Consider the following 16,886-nt stretch of genomic DNA (forward strand, 5'->3'; position numbering starts at 1 on the left):
CCATTAGTAATAGGATTTATATTAATAGTAGGATTCTTAAATTTATTTATGGGATCAGCTTCAGCTAAATGGGCTATATTAGCACCAGTATTTATCCCAATGTTAATGAGAATAGGATACTCACCAGAGTTTACTCAGTTAGCTTATAGAATAGGAGATTCAAGTACAAATATAATCTCTCCTTTAATGTCATATTTTGCAATGATAATTGTATTTATGCAGAAGTATGATAAGAAAGCTTCTTTAGGAACGCTAATATCAGTAATGCTTCCTTACTCAATAACATTCTTAATTGGATGGTCAATTTTCTTAGCAGCTTGGATGTTAAGTGGATTACCAATTGGACCAGAAGTACAAATATTATTAAAAGGAATGTAATATATGAAGGCTTGATTAATTTCAAGCCTTTTATTATTTATAGAGGTGAAAAATGAAAAAAAATATAATCTTAATACATGGAGCAGGAGTAGGTGGTTGGGTTTTTAGAGATATAGAAAAAATATTAAAACTTTATGGGAATAATGTTTACTGTCCAAATTTATCAGGAATAGGAGACAGAAAAAAAATGTTGGAAAATAAAATTAATTTGACTACTTATGCAAAAGAGATAGAGCATTTAATATTAGAAAATAATTTAGATAATGTCTATTTAATAGGCCACTCCTTTGGAGGAGCAGTAGTGTCAGCTGTGGTGGAACTAATTCCCGAAAGAATAAAATATCAAATATATATTGATAGTTTTTTTCTAGAAAATGATGAAAGTATTTTAACTTTATTTGGAGAAAAAAGAGAGTATGAATTAGATAAAATATGTAAAGATGAAGGAGAAGGTAAATATTTACCTAGAAGATTATTTGGAAAGGAACATCCATTAATAAAAGATATGCCTTTTAATCCATATAAAGAAAAAGTTAAATTTAAAGGAAGTGGAAAAAAAATTCCAGGAGCTTATATAGAGTGTTTAGATAGCACTGGGTTTGAGCATTTAGAAAAACCTAAAAAGATTATGAGAAGAAGAGTAGAAAAAAGAAAATGGAAGTATATAACATTAGATTCTGACCATGTCCCAATGACAAAATCGCCAGCTAGAGAAAAATTAATTGAGATATTGATAGAATTAATAAAAGACAGCTAAAAATAGCTGTCTTTTTTTATACTATTATACTTAAAACTGATAAAGCTCCAATAAAGATTAGAGTAGGGTTTAATTTTTTGAAATCCCCAGTTCCAGCATGAATAATTATATAAGATATAAAACCAAATGCTAGTCCAGTACTGATACTATAAGTTAAGGGCATCATTAATATTGTAACGAAAGATGGAAAAAGAGTTTTATAATCTTTCCAATCTAATTCATAAATATTTTTAAACATGTAAACTCCAACAATAATAAGAGCTGGCGATGTTGCAAATGATGGAACAATAGAAACTACAGGTGTAAAGAATAACGCAACTATAAAGAAAAAAGAAGTTACAACTGAAGCTAATCCTGTTCTAGCACCAGCAGCAATTCCAGCAGCAGTTTCAGAAAGTGTAGTAACAGTACTTGTTCCAAGGACTGAACCAATTATAGTAGAAGTAACATCTGCATATAACATTTTTCCAAGATCCTTAACTTTACCATTTTTATCAGCAAGTCCAATCTCTTTAGAACATGCAATTAGAGTTCCAAGTGAATCAAAAAGGTCAACAAACATAAAAGAAAATGCTGGACCTAATAAAGATAATTTTAAAGCACCTAAAATATCTAATTTAAAAGCTATTGGTGCAATACTAGGAGGCATAGACATGATTGAGTCAGGCATTACAGTATCACCAGTAAATAAGCCAATAATAGTAGATGAAATTATTCCTATTAATATTCCACCTTTAATTTTTTTTATTTCTAATATAATTGCAATAAATAAACCAACAACTCCAATTAAAATTTGTGAATTAAATCTAGCTAAACCAATAATTGTTGCAGGATTAGAAGAAACAATACCTAAAGTTTTAAGACCAATAAATGCGATAAAAAGACCAATTCCTCCAGTAACAGATATTTTTAAACAAAGTGGAATAGCATTTGCAATTTTTTCTCTAATTCCTCCAATTGATAAGAAGAAGAAAAATACGCCAGAAAGAAAGACAATACCCAATGCTGTTTCCCAAGGAATACCTCTTCCAATAACAAGGGAATAAGTAAAAAATGCATTTAATCCCATACCAGGAGCTAAAGCAAAAGGTGCATTAGCCAAAAGAGCAGATATAAGAGTTCCAATTGCTGCTGAAACAATCGTAACAGTAATAAGAGCTCCTTTATCCATTCCAGATTCGCTAAGAATTGCTGGATTAATAAAGATAATATAAGCCATAGTTAGAAAAGTAGTGGTACCCCCAATAATTTCATGTTTGATACTACTATGCCTTTCTTGGATTTTAAAAAAATTGTTTAAAAAATTCATACAAAACTCCTTTATTTTTCTATATATTATACATAAAAAATACATTAAAATGAAGAAAAAAATAAATTCTTGACAAAATCCTATAAATACTATACTATTAAAGTATAGAAATTAACTAAAACCAAATATAATTGAATAAAAAAATAGGAGCTTAGCTCCTATTTTTTTTATTTTCCACAACATTTTTTATATTTTTTTCCTGATCCACACGGACAATTTTCATTTCTACCAACTTTATTAACTACTCTTGGTGGTTGATTTTCACCAAAAACTTCAATGTATGAATGTCCTTTTAAAGTCCAAAGAGGTAAAGATTTAGAAATTTTATTTATAAGAGCTGTAAAGATAGATTCTGAATTAGAATTATCAAATTTAATTCTTGTTTTACTATCAGTAACAATCTCTTCTATAGGCATATTGTTTTTTAGTCTATCGATTATTGTTGTAATTTCAAATCCAATTTGAGCTCCTTGCATTTTATGAGACATTAAAAGTGCTATTAAATCAGCAACTTCTTGAGTCTTTTCAATGAAGAAATAATTCCAATAATTTTTATACTCGTCATTTGTTAATACTTTGTATTCTAAACCATCATATTTAATTGTCTCATGTAAAATATCAACAGGTTCAGAAACAGAATCAGCTACTAAGTAGATAGTTTTACTTCCAGAATCCTCTAATTTTGATATAAATACATTTAGAATCCATCTAGAATCAATAAAAGTATGAATTTTTTCTAAACTAATATCTTTAAATGTAGGAAGTAAAAGCTCTAATAATTTATGCTCATCAATAACACCATAGAATCTAATCATTCCTAAAATAAGCATCTCAAGTTCTTGATAATGATCAATTAAGATTTTATTTTCTTCTTTTTGAGAAATAGAATTTATAGTTTCAATGAACCATGTTGAAATAATATAGTGGTTATTATCTTTCTCTTTTATAGGATTTTTAGATATAAATCCAAAACTTTGTAATGGTAGTAAAAATTCCTCATACTCAAAGAAATCTTGTTCACTAACTTGATTATTCTCAACAGTAAATTGAGAAAGTAAAGATATAGTATCTTTAGAAAAAATTTCTAAAAAAGCTGAAGAATTACTTTCATAAGCTTCAGTAACCTTTTCTATAATTTTTCCTTTTACAGTACTTTTAGCAATTTTTATATTAAATTTAGCTAAGATTTTAAAAAGATCATCTTTAAGTAAACTATTTAAAGATTCAATTAAAAATTTGTCTTCCACAGTGACCTCCAAACATTTTTATTACTATTATATCATAAAAATATAAAAATACAAAAATGTATAGAAATCTATATTTAAAAGTTATTTTTATAAGGAATAATTTTAATTTTTTTATGTTTAAAGAAAATTTCTCCATTGATAAAAGCAAATTGTAGTGGATAGATTTCAACACCTTCTTCAATAGCTTTGTAAAATGTTTTATAAAAAATTGGGTCAGTTTCATAATTAGGAATAAAAAAATCAGAATCTCTCAAAATAATAAGAATAACAACAGCACGATGACCAGATTTTTTAATTTCAACTAGTTCATTTAAATGCTTAGTTGCTCTTATACTTGGAGCATCTGGAAAAGTAGCAATTTTATCGTTAGAAAGAGATACTCCTTTTGTTTCAATATATATTTTTTCTCCATTTTTTTCAATTAGATAATCTAATCTGCTATTACCAAACTTAACTTCAGGTTTTATAAAATCTATTTTTCCAAAAATAGATATATCTTCATTTTTGAAATAACTATCTGTAATATATCTATGAATAGATGAATTAATTAAAATCTCTTCATTATCATTTGCATATGCAGCAATGACATCCCATAAAGTTTTTCTATTTTCAATATTTTTAGCTTTTCTTAATAAAATTTTATTTCCAGGAAAAAGTAACTCTTTAATCCTTCCTGAATCATGTACATGAGCAGTAATAATTTCTTTATTACTAAGTTCTAAAGATGCTGTAAATCTATTAGGTCTATCTATAAATGTACCAATTTCATCAATATCAACTTTATAAATAAGTTTCATTAATCCCCCTTATATAATAAATATGTAATAAAAAAGAGATCAATCTCTTGATCTCTTATTGTAAGTTATTACTCAACTGGAGCGATACACTCAACAGGACAAGCACCTGCACAAGCACCACAGTCAATACATTGATCCTCGTCGATTCTTCTTTTTCCTCCATCAACCTCTGAAATGCAGCTAACAGGACAGATTGCCTCGCAAGTTCCGCATCCGATACAGATATCTTCGTTAATTCTATGAGCCATGATAACCTCCTAAAATAAATTTAATTAAGTATAAATATACAATTTTAATATATACTCGACAGAAGTATACCATTTTAATATTAAAAAGGCAACTCTTTTCTTAAAGTATTATTAAAAAGAAAATAATAAATTCCTTTTTTTTTCTATAAAATTGATATATAATGAAAAAAAATATTTTAAGGAGATTAACTATGAAAATTTTTGTAATGTCAGATATTCATGGATCAAGTTATTTCTTAAAAAAAGCGTTAGAAGCTTATGAGAAAGAAGAAGCTAAATATATATTAATATTAGGTGATGAATTATATCATGGACCAAGAAACCCATTGCCGTTGGAATATAATCCAAAAGAAGTCGCGGATATATTAAATAATTATAAGGATAGGATAATTGCAGTTAGAGGAAATTGTGATAGTGAAGTAGATCAAATGATGTTACAATATCCAATTTTAGGTGACTATTCTACGATTTTCTCAAAGGAGAAACGAATTTTTGTGACGCATGGTCATATATATAGTGAAGAGAATCTTCCAAATATTTCTAAAGGAGATATATTTATGTATGGACATACTCATCTACCTGTAGCATATGAAAAAGATGGAATATATAGATTGAATCCAGGTTCTATATCTTTGCCAAAAGGTGGAAATATCAATAGTTATGGTATTTTAGAAGAGAATTATTTTTGTGTAAAAAGTTTAGATGGTGATATTATAAAAGAGATTGAAATAAAGTAAAAAGGAATGCGGTTAAGCATTCCTTTTCTATTTTTTTATAGCATATTTAATAACATCGGTAAAATAATCAACGTAATTAACTGTTATACCTGTTTTTAAAAAATCTGGAAGTTTATCAAAGTCTTTTTTATTATCTTTAGGAAGAAGTAACTCAAATACACCAACTCTTCTAGCAGCAATAGTTTTTTCTCGAACTCCACCAATAGGTAAAACTTTACCAGTTAAAGTTAGTTCACCAGTCATGGCAAGCCCTTTTCTAATAGGAGTGTTGGTAGCTAAAGAGTAAAGAGCTAAAGCCATTGTAATACCAGCGGATGGACCATCTTTAGGAGTAGCACCTTCAGGTACATGTAGATGAACTCTATTTTTATCAAAAAATTCTTTTGCTTCAGGTGGAAGAGTAGTATCTTTAGCAAGTAATGATCTAATATATGAATATGCAATTTCTGCAGATTCTTTCATAACATCTCCCAATTGCCCTGTTAGTTTTAGTCCACTTTCTTTATTACTTATGCTAGCTGCTTCGATATATAGTGTTGCTCCACCCATAGATGTCCATGCTAATCCAAGAGTAACTCCAGGAATCTCATTTTGATAAAGTTCTTCTGTGGTAAAAATAGGAGTTCCTAAGTAAGATTCAACATTATTTTCATTTATTCTAACTTTTTCTTTATTCCCTTCAGCAATTTTTAAGTTTACTTTTCTCATAATTTTTCGAATACATTTATCTAAAGTTCTAACTCCTGCCTCTCTAGCATATTTATCAATTATAAATTTCAAAGCATTTTTACTTATTGTAATCTCTTTACTATCTAAAGCATGAGCTTTAAGTTGTTGAGGAATTAAGTATTTTTGAGCTATTTGTAATTTTTCTTCAAGTATATAACCTGACAAATGAATAATTTCCATCCTATCAAGTAGTGGTCTTGGAATTGTATCTAATTGATTTGCAGTTGTAACAAAAAGAATCTTTGATAAATCATATCTGATATCTAAGTAGTGATCTAAAAAATCTTTATTTTGTTCTGGATCGAGAACTTCTAATAAAGCAGATGCAGGATCTCCTCTAAAACTATTTCCAATCTTATCTATTTCATCAATCATAATAACAGGATTTGATGTCTGCACAAGTTTTAAAGCTTGAATAATTTTTCCAGGCATAGCTCCTATATATGTTCTTCTATGTCCTTTAATTTCGGCTTCATCAACCATTCCACCAACAGAGAAACGATAAAATTTTCTATTTAATGATTCTGCTATTGATTTACCAATAGATGTTTTTCCAACTCCAGGAGGTCCAACTAAGCAAAGAATAGAACCATTAACATTTCCGGTTTTTATAACTGTACTTACAAATTCTAAAATACTATTCTTAATATCTTCAAGACCATAGTGATCACGATCTAAAATTGTCTTAGCTTTTTTAATATCCAATCTATCTTTAGAAAAAACTCCCCATGGAAGTTCAACAATAGATTCAATATATGTTCGAGCTACATGATATTCAGGAGAACCTTGATCTAAAAGAGATAATTTTTCAAGTTGTTCGTCAACTATTTTTTCAGCTTCTGGAGATAAATGGATATGATTTATCTTATCAACAATTTTGTCAATAACTGCAGATTTTTCATCTTTTTCTAACCCAAGCTCTTGCTTTATTAATTTTAGTTGTTCTCTTAAAAAGTATTCTTTTTGTTGTTTACTAACTTTTTCATCAATTTGCTTAGAAATTTTAGCTTGAAGTTGAGAGATTTCAAGCTCTTTTTTTAGCATGGTTAAAAGTCTTTGAGAACGATTAACTATATTAAACTCTTCTAAAAGTTCTTGGAGATCTTTAGCTTCAGCTTTTAACATAGAAGAAACAAAATCAATGAAAATGCTAGGATGATCATATGATGCTTGTGAAACTAAAAGCTTTAATTCTTCTTTTAAAATTGGATTAACTTCAAAAATCTCTTTTAAAGATGTCATAATAGCAAGCATATATGCTTTAAGCTCAACTGAGGAATCAGTTGTTTCTTTATTATATTTTACTTTCCAACATAATCTAGAATTACCAGGAACAACTTTTTTCTTTTTAAATCTTTCTACACCAAAAACAATTGCTTGAACAGAATCTTGGGAGATAGATGTAACTTTATTAATTTTAACAACAGTTCCAACATCATATAAAGTCGAGTTAAAGTAATCATTGTCATCAATATCTTTTACAAAAACTAAACCAATGAAACCGTTATAGTGTTCCTCTGCATCTTTTATAGCTTGTAAAAAGTCCTCTCCTGTGAAAGCGATTGGAGTTAGAATATTTGGGAAAATAGGTCTTATTACAAGAGGTAAAATTGGAATATCTTCAGGTAACAAATCCCTTATATTAACAAGATCAGTAGAATTATTATTTGTACTAGTCATAGCCTCCTCCTTTTGTTTCCGTTATTATAATTAGAGTACATATAAATGCTTATATTTCCTTTTATAAATTAAAAATAAAAGTTGAAATTTATTTTGAAAAGGAAGATTGATAAAAAAGCAGTAAATCCTTAAAAATACAAAAGTTTTGGAGGAATAAAAATGACTTTAAGAAAAAGAATTTGCGTTATGGATATTGGTTCTAACTCGATTAGAATGGTTATATATGAGATTACTCCAAATAAATCTTTTATTCCAATAGAAGATATAAAAGAAACGGTTAGATTAGGAGAGGGAATAAATGATAAAAAAGAATTGAAGGATGAAAAAATAAAATTAGCATTAAAAACAATACAATTATTTAAAAAAGTATGTTTAAAAAATAATGTAGATGAAATTGTAGCTTTTGGAACAGCAGCTTTAAGAATTGCTATAAATGGAGAGTATCTACTAAAAGAGATTTTAAAAACAACAGGAATAGATGTAATTGTTTTTAAAGGTGAAGATGAAGCATATTTTTCTTTTGAAGGAGCAATAAATACGTTAGATATAAAAGATGGAGTTGTAATTGACTTGGGTGGATCAAGTTTAGAAATAGTTCATTTTGAAAATAGAGAGGCTTTAGAAAGAGTAAGTTTAAATTTTGGAGCAGTAACTTTATCTGAGATTGCAAATTTAAAAGATAAATTAAGTAAAAAAGATGAAGAGACATTAAGAACATTTATACAAGAGCAGTTTAAAATAGTTCAATGGAAAGATAAAATAAAAGGTCTACCTTTAATAGGAGTGGGAGGAACAGTTAGAAATATTGGAGGAGTAAATCTATATATGAATAGCTATCCTCTAGAATTATTACATAATTATAAAGTAAGCATTGAAGGCGTAAAAGAAGTGGTAAATTTTTTAAAAGATAAAGATTATAAAGAAAAGCAAGATGTACAAGGATTATCAAAAGCTAGAGCTGATGTATTTATAGGAGCGGCAATAGCAGTAGAGGAAGTATTAACATATTTTTCTTTAAAAGAGTTAATAATTAGCGGATATGGAATAAGAGAAGGGGTTTTATATGAAAGACTTAGTGAATGTGGAAAAGTTATACAAGATCCATTTGAAGATGGATTTAAAGAGATACTGGAGATTTTAGATATTAATACAAAAATAAAAGAGAAACAATATAAAATTTTTAAAAAAATATGTTTATCATTAAACGAAGAATATGAATTGAAGGGAATAAATGAAAAAATAATAAAGATAGTAACATATTTATATGATATAGGAAAAAGTATTAATTTTGTAAATTATCCATTACATTCAGCTTATATGATATTAAATTTAGGAGTAAAGGGAATAGAGCAGAAAGAACTTGTAGCCTCAGCATTAATTATAGCTAGAGGTAATAAAAAATATAAAGGATTAGAAAAATATAAAGAGATGTTTAAAGAAAACGAAGTGGATGAATTGATGATGTTATCTAAAATACTGAATATAACTAATATATTTTATGATGATTTGTTGTTAGAAGAAAGTAATTTTGAAATAGAGATTACAAAAGATGAGATTATATTTTTTATCAAGGATAAGGATGAAGAAGATTTAAAAATTATTGATCTGTTTATATCTCAGAAAAAATTTGTAAACACTTTTGATAAGAAATTAAAATTTAAAATGGATAAATAGAATGGAGAAGATATGGGGACTTACACAGTAATAGAGATTAACTCTACTTTTATAGAGATGAAAATATATGAAAAAAAAGAAAATGGATATAAAATTCTAGAAAAAGTAACAGAGGAGATTAATCTTTTTAAAGAGATTAGAGATAAAGATGAAATATCTTTAGAAAAAATGAGAAAACTATGTGAGATATTAAAAAAGATGGATAATTTATCTAGAGATTATGGGGTTACAGAAAAAAAGATTATATTTAGTGAATTTTTTAAAACAATAAATAATTTTCCTATGGTTTTAGATCAAATAAAATTAAAGGTAAATTTGCCAGTAGAAAATATAGATTTAAGTGAAAAAACATATTATTCTATAAAAAAATTAATTCATTTGGATAAAGAAGTATTTTCTAAAAAAGAAAGCAGATTATTTTTTAATTTAAAATCGTTTAGTTCAGGAGTATATCTATTTTATAAAGGTGAGTTATCTATAAATGAGCATATAAATTTAGGAGTAGAAAAATTATATTTGACACTTGAAGAAAATAATATAAATTCTAAAAAAGCTTTTGATTTTATTTGTGACTATATGGAGAGTTATGTTGAGTTTATAAGAAGAGATGTGGGAAGAAAGATTATAAAAAAACTTATTTTAGAAGGAGAGTTAGAAGAAAAACTTTTAAAATTAATTTTTGGAAAAAAGGATTTAAAAAATTTAACATTAAGTGAATTAAAAGAGAAATTAAAATTTTTACAAGAACATTCATATAATGAAATTTCTACAAAATATAAATGTAGTGTGCCTATTGCAAAATTAATGGTTATATCTATCTGTTTAATTATAAGCTTTGCTGATTATTTTGAAGTGAAAGAGATTAAATTTTTAGATTTTAATATAAAAGATTTATGTGCATTAGAAAAGTTTTACCCTGAAATTAGATACTCTTTTGAAGAAACTTTATGGAAAATAACATTGGATTCAGTTATAGATTTAGGTGAAAAATTCGATTTTGATAGAGAACACTCAGAGTTTGTAAAAAATATAGGTATAAAATTATTGGATAAATTGAAAGGATATCACTCTTTAGGATTAAAAGATTATAAATATTTTATAATTGCAGCTTATTTACATGATATAGGAAAAGCAATAGATTTTGAAAACCATAGTAAACATTCAGCATATATACTTGAAAATACAACAATATTTGGTTTGAATAGAGAGATGATTGAAAAAATAGCCTTTATAGTTAGAGCTCATACGTCAAATACAAAGTTAGAATCACTTTATAACTATGGATTTAAAGGCGAAGAGTTAATAAAATTATTAAAAATTATAGCAATTATTAAAATAGCAACATCTTTAGATAGAGGTAAAAAAAGAAGGTTATATAATGAAAAAATAAATTTAACTAAAAATAATTTAATAATAGAGATGGATACAAAAGAGGATTTTTATATGGAAAAAAGTAGTTTTGAGAAGCAATCAAAACTTTTTAAATATCTTTTTGACTTAGATATAGAGCTTAAAATAAATAGGAGGTTTGGAGAATGAGTACCTATACTGGAAAAGACTTTTACAACAGGGAGATAAGTTGGATAGAGTTTAATAAAAGAGTACTCTCTGAAGCAGAGGCGAATGATAATCCACTTTTAGAAAAAATAAAATTTTTAGCAATTGTAAGTTCAAATTTTGATGAATTTTTTAAAGTAAGAGTTGCTGGATTAAAAGCTCAAGATGAATCAAATTTAGAGTTGAGAGATATAGCTGGCTTACTTCCAAAAGAGCAGTTGGCAATAATAAAAAAAGAGGTCACAAAAGTTATTGATAAACAATATAAACTTTATACTACAATTATGGATAAAATAAAAGTAGAAGGAAAAATTTCAATAAAGACATATGAAGAGTTACAAGGAAAAGAACTACGATTTATAGAAAACTATTATAATGAAACCTTATTTCCAATATTGACACCAATGGCAATAGACACCTTTAGACCATTCCCACATTTGAATAGTGGAGCTATAAATTTAATTTTAAATGTAAAAGAGAAAGATGGAATATCTTTTGCCATAGTTGAAATTCCAAGAGTTGTAAATAGATTAATTAAGCTACCTGGTGGAAATAATTTTATTTTATTAGAAGAGGTAATAAAAAATAATCTTAATAGATTATTTAATGGTTATGAAATAATAGATATAGGATACTTTAGAATTACAAGAGATGAAGATTTAGGTATAGATGAAAATAGTGGTGCAGAAGATTTATTAGTTGAAATAGAAAAAGAGATAAAAAATAGAAAATGGGGGAATCCAGTTAGAGTTGAATATATTCGTGGAGTTTCAAATAAAAGTTTAGAATTTTTAAAGGAGCAAATAGAACTCGAAGAAGAAAATTTTTATCCAGTTTTAGGACCTTTAGATTTAACATTTTTATGGGGAATGGTGGATGTTGATGGAGTTGAAGAGTTAAAATTTGAAAAAAATATTCCAAGATATTATAAGGAATTATCTGGTGAAAATATATTTAAAATTTTATCGAAAAGAAATATTTTACTTAGACATCCTTTTGAAAGTTTTGATCATGTAGTTGATTTAGTAAAAACATCAGCTCAAGATCCCAAAGTTTTAGCTATTAAACAAACACTGTATAGAGTGAGTGGAGATTCTCCAATAATAAAATATTTAAAAAAAGCTGCTGAAAATGGAAAACAAGTAACTGTATTAGTAGAATTAAAAGCTAGATTTGATGAAGAAAGAAATGTCAAATGGGCTAGAGAGTTAGAGGAAGCAGGGTGTCATGTAATTTATGGATTAAGTGGACTAAAAACTCATGCTAAGTGTTTACTAATAATTAGAAAAGAAGAGGATGGTATAAAAAGATATGTACATTTAGGAACTGGAAATTATAATGATTCAACAGCAAAATTATATGTAGATTACTCATTTTTTACAATGGATGAGGAGATGGGAATAGATGCAAGTTATCTTTTTAATAAATTAACTGGATTTTCAAAGATAGATGACTGGAAAAAACTAATAGTAGCACCAACTCACTTAAGAGATACATTATATAGATTTATTGATAGAGAAATTGAAAATATTGTAAAAGGTGGAGTTGGAAAAATAGTTATTAAAGTAAATGGATTAACAGATCAAGGAGTAATAGAAAAACTTTATGATGCTTCTAAAGCAGGAGTTGAAGTAATCTTAATTGTTCGAGGAGCTTGTTGTTTAAAGAGTGGAATAATTGGATTGAGTGAAAATATAAAAGTTTATAGCTTAGTTGGACGATTTTTAGAACATGACAGAATATATTATTTTGAAAATAATGGAGAAGAGGAGTTATATTTAGGAAGTGCAGATTGTATGAGAAGAAATTTAGATGGAAGAGTAGAAGCAATGTTTCCTTTAGAAAATAAAGAAAATAGAAAAAAAGTTACTCAGCTTATAAAAGATATTTTGAAAGATAATGTCAAATTAAGAGTTCAAAATAAAGATGGTAGTTATTCGTTAGTAAATCAAAAATTAAAAAAAGCAATACCAAAATTTAATTATCAAGAATACTATAGAGAAAGATCTAGTGAATAAAAAGGAGGGATAACATGAGATTAATCAAAGTTTCTAAAAAGAGTGATCTTTATAAAAAAGCAATAGATATATTTAAAGAGACAACTTACGGAAAAGATGTTGTTAATATAGCATTTTCAGGTGGAAGAACCCCAAAAGAATTTTTTACCAAACTATCAAAAGAGGATATAGAATGGGAAAAGATAAATATATTTTTAGTGGATGAAAGATTTGTACCACTAGATAGTAATGGTAGTAATTATAATCTTTTAAAAAAGAATCTTTTAGATAAAATTGATATTCCTGAAAAAAATATACATAAAATAGAGATATTAAAAACTCCTTTAGATTCAAAGATTGATTATGAGAAAAGATTATTAAAGTATTTTAAAGGAGATATAAAATTTGATGCAGTTTATTTAGGAATAGGAGAAGATGGACATACAGGATCAATATTTACAATGGATGATGTAGAAGTATTAGAACCAACTCTTATAACAGAAAGTTCAAACCATCCACATAAAAGAATAACTTTAAGTATGGAAACGATAAATAAAGCTGAAAAGAAAATAGTGATAGCAACAAAAGAGAAGGCTGAAGTATTAGAGAACTTACCTAAATTTAAATGTCCAGCATTTTTTATAGACAATCCTATATTTTTAATAGAATATGAAAAGTAAAAAAAGTGGATTAAATCCACTTTTTTATTTGAAATTATCAAGCAATCTAAGAAAATCCATTGCAATTTTTTCCTCTTTTGTTAATGTTTGTCTGAAATCTGAAGAGAAATTATAATTGTTTAATTTATTTGGATGATATAATAAATCATTGATAAAATATTTTAAAGGGTCATTATAATTTTTGTATGCAGGTAATAATGAAATTTCTCGATTATATTTAGCAAAAGCTTTACGTAATCTTTTTTCCTCTTTTAATTGTTCTTTATAAAATTTTTCTACGTTTTTTTGGTTTTTATTTTTAAAAGTTGGATTCATGTTTAACCATTCGATGAACTCTTTATTATGTCCCCAGTTAGTATCGGCATTAATATTTTTTTGTGCATGACCTTTTGCTTTTCCTTTACCTGGATTAGCTAAAATTTGAGTAGAGCAAAGTGTTAAAGATATTAAAATAAAAGCTATAAAATTTTTCATAATATATTCTCCTCAAATAAAATAATATCTGTTTATTATATATTAAAAGTAAAAAAAATTAAAGATATAAAATTCTTGACTTTTATACTAAAGTTTTATATGATATTAATATACACAGAAAAGGTATAAATGGAGGTATGAAAATGAGAATTATGTTATTTACAACACCAACTTGTCAATATTGTGGTCCAGCAAAGGAACTTTTAGCAGATACTGAAGGTGTAGAGATTATAAATGCTATGGAAAATCAAGAGTTAGCAGGAATGTATGGAATTAGATCTGTTCCTTGCTTAATTGTAGAAAAATGTAGTGGAACAAAAACATTTATAGGATTAGATCAAATCGCTAAATTCGTTGATGAAAATGGACATTCATCAGGTGGATGTGGATGTAGCTGCGGTCATTAATTAAAAAACCATGCAAATAGTTTGCATGGTTTTTATTTTTTATTGGAAAGTAGTTAAAAAACATGTATAATATTTAATTAAATTTATAGATAAAAAAAGAATAAATTTAAACTTGTAGAATAAGCTTAAGAGGTGAAAAAAATGAGAAAAAAATTATCTCTATTTTTACTTCTTTCTATTATTTCAATTTTTGGAAGTATTAGGGAGGAGATTAAAGATAGATCCCACCTATATACTTTTGTTAACTCAGAAATAAAAGAGTCAAAAAATAACAGAAATGATAAACACATACTTTTAAATATATCAAATAAAGATATTAAAATAATAACAACATCTAGTAGAGATAAAAAAGATGATGATTTAGGAAATGATGATAGTGTAACTTATCTTATTAATTCTAGTTTTTCTCCAATTTTTAGAATTAATTTAAAAGAAGTTTCATTTTTTAATTTTTATCTAAATAATAATTTAATATATACAATTTTAAATAGATATGAAAATAGAGTATTAAGAATTTAAAAAATAGTTTTTTCAATGATATTAAAATAAAATTGGAGGAAAAAATGAAAAAACTATTATTAACTGAAGAAAATGAAATTTTAAGAGAAAAAGAAAGCTTTTTTGATAAAGTTTTTAAAGTGTTATTTTTAATGATGTTTGTAGGGTCATATTTAATGTTAGTAGGAGTAACTACTTTTAAACTATTAGAGCATATAATAAAATATGGTATTTCAGGGTAGGTGAATATATGGGAGTAGAGATATTAATTGCCGGAATAATTATATTATTAAGCTTATTTTCAATAAGGATATCTAAGAAGTTAGAGATACCTTTGTTGATAATGTTTTTATTAGTTGGAATGTTGGCAGGATCAGAAGGAATAGGTAGAATTTATTTTGATAATGCTTTAGTTGCTCAAAACTTAGGAACAATAGCTCTAATGTTTATAATTTTTTCAGGAGGATTAGAAACTAAAAAAGAGGATGTAAAAAAGTCTCTTTATCCTAGTGGAACATTAGCAACCTTAGGTGTTTTACTAACTGCAGGTTTATCTGGAGTAGCTGTATATTACTTAACAGATTTCACCTTAAAAGAAGCTTTACTATTTAGTGCTATGGTATCATCAACAGATGCAGCAGCAGTTATGTCTATCTTAGGAGATTCAAAGCTAAAGAAAGATATAAAATCAGTTGTTGAAATAGAATCAGGAAGTAATGATCCAATGGCCTATGCTTTAATTCTTTTTTTATTATCATTTTTTAAAGAAGGAGAAAGCACATCAATTGTAACAGGAATAATTTTTCTTTTAAAACAAATAACCTTAGGAGCAATTATAGGGTATATATTTGGAGTGATAACTTTACCGTTAGCTAATTATATAAAAATAGTGAGAGAAGAGTTTCTAACTATACATTTGATTGCAATATTATTTATTTGTTTTGGATTGGCAACAGTTTTAGATGGAAATGGATTTTTGGCAATATATATTGCTGGAATAATGATTGGAAATAAGAAGTTTAACTATAAGTTAAACTCAATTAGAAATATGAGATTGATAACATGGTTTATGCAAATAGGGATGTTTGTAATGTTAGGGTTATTAGTTTTTCCAAGTCAGTTGTTAGGTTATATATTTATAGGAAGTCTATTATCTGTAATTATGATAATAGTTATAAGAATGTTCGTTGTTTATACTTTATTATGGCCATTTAAATTTAATTATAAAGAAAAATTTTTTATATCATGGGCAGGATTAAAAGGAGCTGTTCCTATAATTTTTGCTACAATGGCTATAACAGAGGGATTACCTAATGCACAAGGAATGTTTAATCTAACTTTTTATATTGTGGTATTTTCAGTTCTTCTTCAAGGAATGACTTTAAAATATGTAGGGAAAAAACTAAATTTATTTGAAGAGGATCAAGAGGAAGATAAATTTATAGAAGTAGAGGAATTAGAAGAACTGGCTTTGAAGAAGATGATATTAGATGAACAATCAGAATATATTAATAAAAAGATTAGAGAGCTTGAATTACCTCAAGGAATGCTAATTGTATCTATAAAAAGAGATGAAAATTATATAACTCCAAAAGGGGATGTGACCCTTTTAATGGGTGATACTCTTCTATTTTCACAAAACTAATTGTATTTTTTTAGATATAGTTATAGAATGTAATATAATATATTAGTTTTAAAAAACTAAAAGGACGTGAAA

Annotated in this window: 17 protein-coding genes; 11 read left to right on the forward strand and 6 right to left on the reverse strand. The window is 26.5% G+C overall.

From position 1 onward, the window contains the following. Together Q0V08_RS01750 and Q0V08_RS01755 are read left to right on the forward strand one after the other, a co-directional pair. A partial coding sequence (locus Q0V08_RS01750) for an AbgT family transporter (protein WP_297431537.1) occupies nucleotides 1-378 on the forward strand: 378 nt, incomplete at its 5' end. Between the two features lie 52 nt (nucleotides 379-430). Beyond that, nucleotides 431-1,135: an alpha/beta hydrolase gene (locus Q0V08_RS01755; RefSeq protein WP_297431539.1), complete on the forward strand. Its 705-nt coding sequence runs from the start codon at nucleotides 431-433 to the stop codon at nucleotides 1,133-1,135. 16 nt (nucleotides 1,136-1,151) lie between these two features. Here Q0V08_RS01755 and Q0V08_RS01760 read toward each other — a convergent pair whose 3' ends face one another. The 4 genes from Q0V08_RS01760 to Q0V08_RS01775 form a co-directional block, all read right to left on the reverse strand. Continuing rightward, nucleotides 1,152-2,444 carry an NCS2 family permease gene (locus Q0V08_RS01760; RefSeq protein ID WP_297431541.1) on the reverse strand — a complete coding sequence of 431 codons (1,293 nt, stop codon included), beginning with the start codon at nucleotides 2,442-2,444 and terminating at the stop codon, nucleotides 1,152-1,154. A gap of 167 nt (nucleotides 2,445-2,611) precedes the next feature. After that, nucleotides 2,612-3,691, reverse strand: a complete 1,080-nt coding sequence (locus Q0V08_RS01765) for an SEC-C metal-binding domain-containing protein (RefSeq protein WP_297431543.1) — start codon at nucleotides 3,689-3,691, stop codon at nucleotides 2,612-2,614. 74 nt (nucleotides 3,692-3,765) lie between these two features. After that, a complete protein-coding gene (sfsA, locus tag Q0V08_RS01770) occupies nucleotides 3,766-4,488 on the reverse strand; it encodes a DNA/RNA nuclease SfsA (protein ID WP_297431545.1) in 723 nt (240 codons plus the stop codon). A gap of 68 nt (nucleotides 4,489-4,556) precedes the next feature. Next, nucleotides 4,557-4,736 carry a 4Fe-4S binding protein gene (locus Q0V08_RS01775; RefSeq protein ID WP_297431547.1) on the reverse strand — a complete coding sequence of 60 codons (180 nt, stop codon included), beginning with the start codon at nucleotides 4,734-4,736 and terminating at the stop codon, nucleotides 4,557-4,559. A gap of 191 nt (nucleotides 4,737-4,927) precedes the next feature. Here Q0V08_RS01775 and yfcE point away from each other — a divergent pair, with 191 nt between their 5' ends. Further along, nucleotides 4,928-5,473 (forward strand): phosphodiesterase, encoded by a 546-nt coding sequence (gene yfcE, locus Q0V08_RS01780; protein ID WP_297431549.1) that lies wholly within the window; start codon nucleotides 4,928-4,930, stop codon nucleotides 5,471-5,473. A 27-nt stretch (nucleotides 5,474-5,500) separates the two neighbouring features. Here yfcE and lon read toward each other — a convergent pair whose 3' ends face one another. Then, complete coding sequence (gene lon, locus Q0V08_RS01785; protein ID WP_297431551.1) at nucleotides 5,501-7,882, reverse strand: endopeptidase La; 2,382 nt, start codon at nucleotides 7,880-7,882, stop codon at nucleotides 5,501-5,503. Between the two features lie 159 nt (nucleotides 7,883-8,041). Here lon and Q0V08_RS01790 point away from each other — a divergent pair, with 159 nt between their 5' ends. The 4 genes from Q0V08_RS01790 to pgl are packed head-to-tail and all read left to right on the forward strand — an operon-like array spanning nucleotide 8,042 to nucleotide 13,790. Then, entirely contained in the window at nucleotides 8,042-9,556 is a 1,515-nt protein-coding gene (locus tag Q0V08_RS01790; RefSeq protein ID WP_297431553.1) for a Ppx/GppA family phosphatase, read from the forward strand. A 12-nt stretch (nucleotides 9,557-9,568) separates the two neighbouring features. Next, the gene (locus Q0V08_RS01795) at nucleotides 9,569-11,095 is read left to right on the forward strand and encodes an HD domain-containing protein (protein WP_297431555.1); all 1,527 of its coding nucleotides are present in this window, start codon (nucleotides 9,569-9,571) and stop codon (nucleotides 11,093-11,095) included. Then, entirely contained in the window at nucleotides 11,092-13,131 is a 2,040-nt protein-coding gene (ppk1, locus tag Q0V08_RS01800) for a polyphosphate kinase 1 (RefSeq protein ID WP_297431557.1), read from the forward strand. The genes Q0V08_RS01795 and ppk1 overlap by 4 nt, the downstream gene beginning before the upstream one ends. 14 nt (nucleotides 13,132-13,145) lie before the next feature. Continuing rightward, nucleotides 13,146-13,790 carry a 6-phosphogluconolactonase gene (gene pgl / locus Q0V08_RS01805; RefSeq protein WP_297431559.1) on the forward strand — a complete coding sequence of 215 codons (645 nt, stop codon included), beginning with the start codon at nucleotides 13,146-13,148 and terminating at the stop codon, nucleotides 13,788-13,790. A 24-nt stretch (nucleotides 13,791-13,814) separates the two neighbouring features. Here pgl and Q0V08_RS01810 read toward each other — a convergent pair whose 3' ends face one another. After that, on the reverse strand, nucleotides 13,815-14,264 hold the full coding sequence (locus tag Q0V08_RS01810) for a hypothetical protein (RefSeq protein ID WP_297431561.1): 450 nt from the start codon (nucleotides 14,262-14,264) through the stop codon (nucleotides 13,815-13,817). A 143-nt stretch (nucleotides 14,265-14,407) separates the two neighbouring features. On the opposite strand from Q0V08_RS01810, the gene Q0V08_RS01815 reads away from it, so the two are divergent. The 4 genes from Q0V08_RS01815 (at nucleotide 14,408) to Q0V08_RS01830 (ending at nucleotide 16,814) form a co-directional block, all read left to right on the forward strand. Beyond that, nucleotides 14,408-14,671, forward strand: coding sequence for a glutaredoxin domain-containing protein (locus Q0V08_RS01815; protein WP_297431563.1), 264 nt, complete (start codon nucleotides 14,408-14,410; stop codon nucleotides 14,669-14,671). Between the two features lie 141 nt (nucleotides 14,672-14,812). After that, nucleotides 14,813-15,190 carry a hypothetical protein gene (locus Q0V08_RS01820; protein WP_297431565.1) on the forward strand — a complete coding sequence of 126 codons (378 nt, stop codon included), beginning with the start codon at nucleotides 14,813-14,815 and terminating at the stop codon, nucleotides 15,188-15,190. 44 nt (nucleotides 15,191-15,234) lie between these two features. Beyond that, nucleotides 15,235-15,411: a hypothetical protein gene (locus Q0V08_RS01825; RefSeq protein ID WP_023050304.1), complete on the forward strand. Its 177-nt coding sequence runs from the start codon at nucleotides 15,235-15,237 to the stop codon at nucleotides 15,409-15,411. An 8-nt stretch (nucleotides 15,412-15,419) separates the two neighbouring features. After that, the gene (locus Q0V08_RS01830) at nucleotides 15,420-16,814 is read left to right on the forward strand and encodes a potassium/proton antiporter (protein WP_297431568.1); all 1,395 of its coding nucleotides are present in this window, start codon (nucleotides 15,420-15,422) and stop codon (nucleotides 16,812-16,814) included. The last annotated feature ends 72 nt before the right edge of the window (nucleotides 16,815-16,886 follow it).

The organism is uncultured Cetobacterium sp. (assembly GCF_947038635.1).
Classification (GTDB): domain Bacteria; phylum Fusobacteriota; class Fusobacteriia; order Fusobacteriales; family Fusobacteriaceae; genus Cetobacterium_A.

Coding starts and splice junctions, on each gene's coding strand:
- Q0V08_RS01820 (WP_297431565.1), top strand. CDS start 14,813: ATGAGAAAAAAATTATCTCTATTTTTACTTCTTTCTATTATTTCAATT.
- Q0V08_RS01830 (WP_297431568.1), top strand. CDS start 15,420: ATGGGAGTAGAGATATTAATTGCCGGAATAATTATATTATTAAGCTTA.
- Q0V08_RS01790 (WP_297431553.1), top strand. CDS start 8,042: ATGACTTTAAGAAAAAGAATTTGCGTTATGGATATTGGTTCTAACTCG.
- ppk1 (WP_297431557.1), top strand. CDS start 11,092: ATGAGTACCTATACTGGAAAAGACTTTTACAACAGGGAGATAAGTTGG.
- Q0V08_RS01815 (WP_297431563.1), top strand. CDS start 14,408: ATGAGAATTATGTTATTTACAACACCAACTTGTCAATATTGTGGTCCA.
- Q0V08_RS01775 (WP_297431547.1), bottom strand. CDS start 4,736: ATGGCTCATAGAATTAACGAAGATATCTGTATCGGATGCGGAACTTGC.
- yfcE (WP_297431549.1), top strand. CDS start 4,928: ATGAAAATTTTTGTAATGTCAGATATTCATGGATCAAGTTATTTCTTA.
- Q0V08_RS01755 (WP_297431539.1), top strand. CDS start 431: ATGAAAAAAAATATAATCTTAATACATGGAGCAGGAGTAGGTGGTTGG.
- pgl (WP_297431559.1), top strand. CDS start 13,146: ATGAGATTAATCAAAGTTTCTAAAAAGAGTGATCTTTATAAAAAAGCA.
- Q0V08_RS01825 (WP_023050304.1), top strand. CDS start 15,235: ATGAAAAAACTATTATTAACTGAAGAAAATGAAATTTTAAGAGAAAAA.
- Q0V08_RS01810 (WP_297431561.1), bottom strand. CDS start 14,264: ATGAAAAATTTTATAGCTTTTATTTTAATATCTTTAACACTTTGCTCT.
- Q0V08_RS01760 (WP_297431541.1), bottom strand. CDS start 2,444: ATGAATTTTTTAAACAATTTTTTTAAAATCCAAGAAAGGCATAGTAGT.
- sfsA (WP_297431545.1), bottom strand. CDS start 4,488: ATGAAACTTATTTATAAAGTTGATATTGATGAAATTGGTACATTTATA.
- Q0V08_RS01795 (WP_297431555.1), top strand. CDS start 9,569: ATGGGGACTTACACAGTAATAGAGATTAACTCTACTTTTATAGAGATG.
- lon (WP_297431551.1), bottom strand. CDS start 7,882: ATGACTAGTACAAATAATAATTCTACTGATCTTGTTAATATAAGGGAT.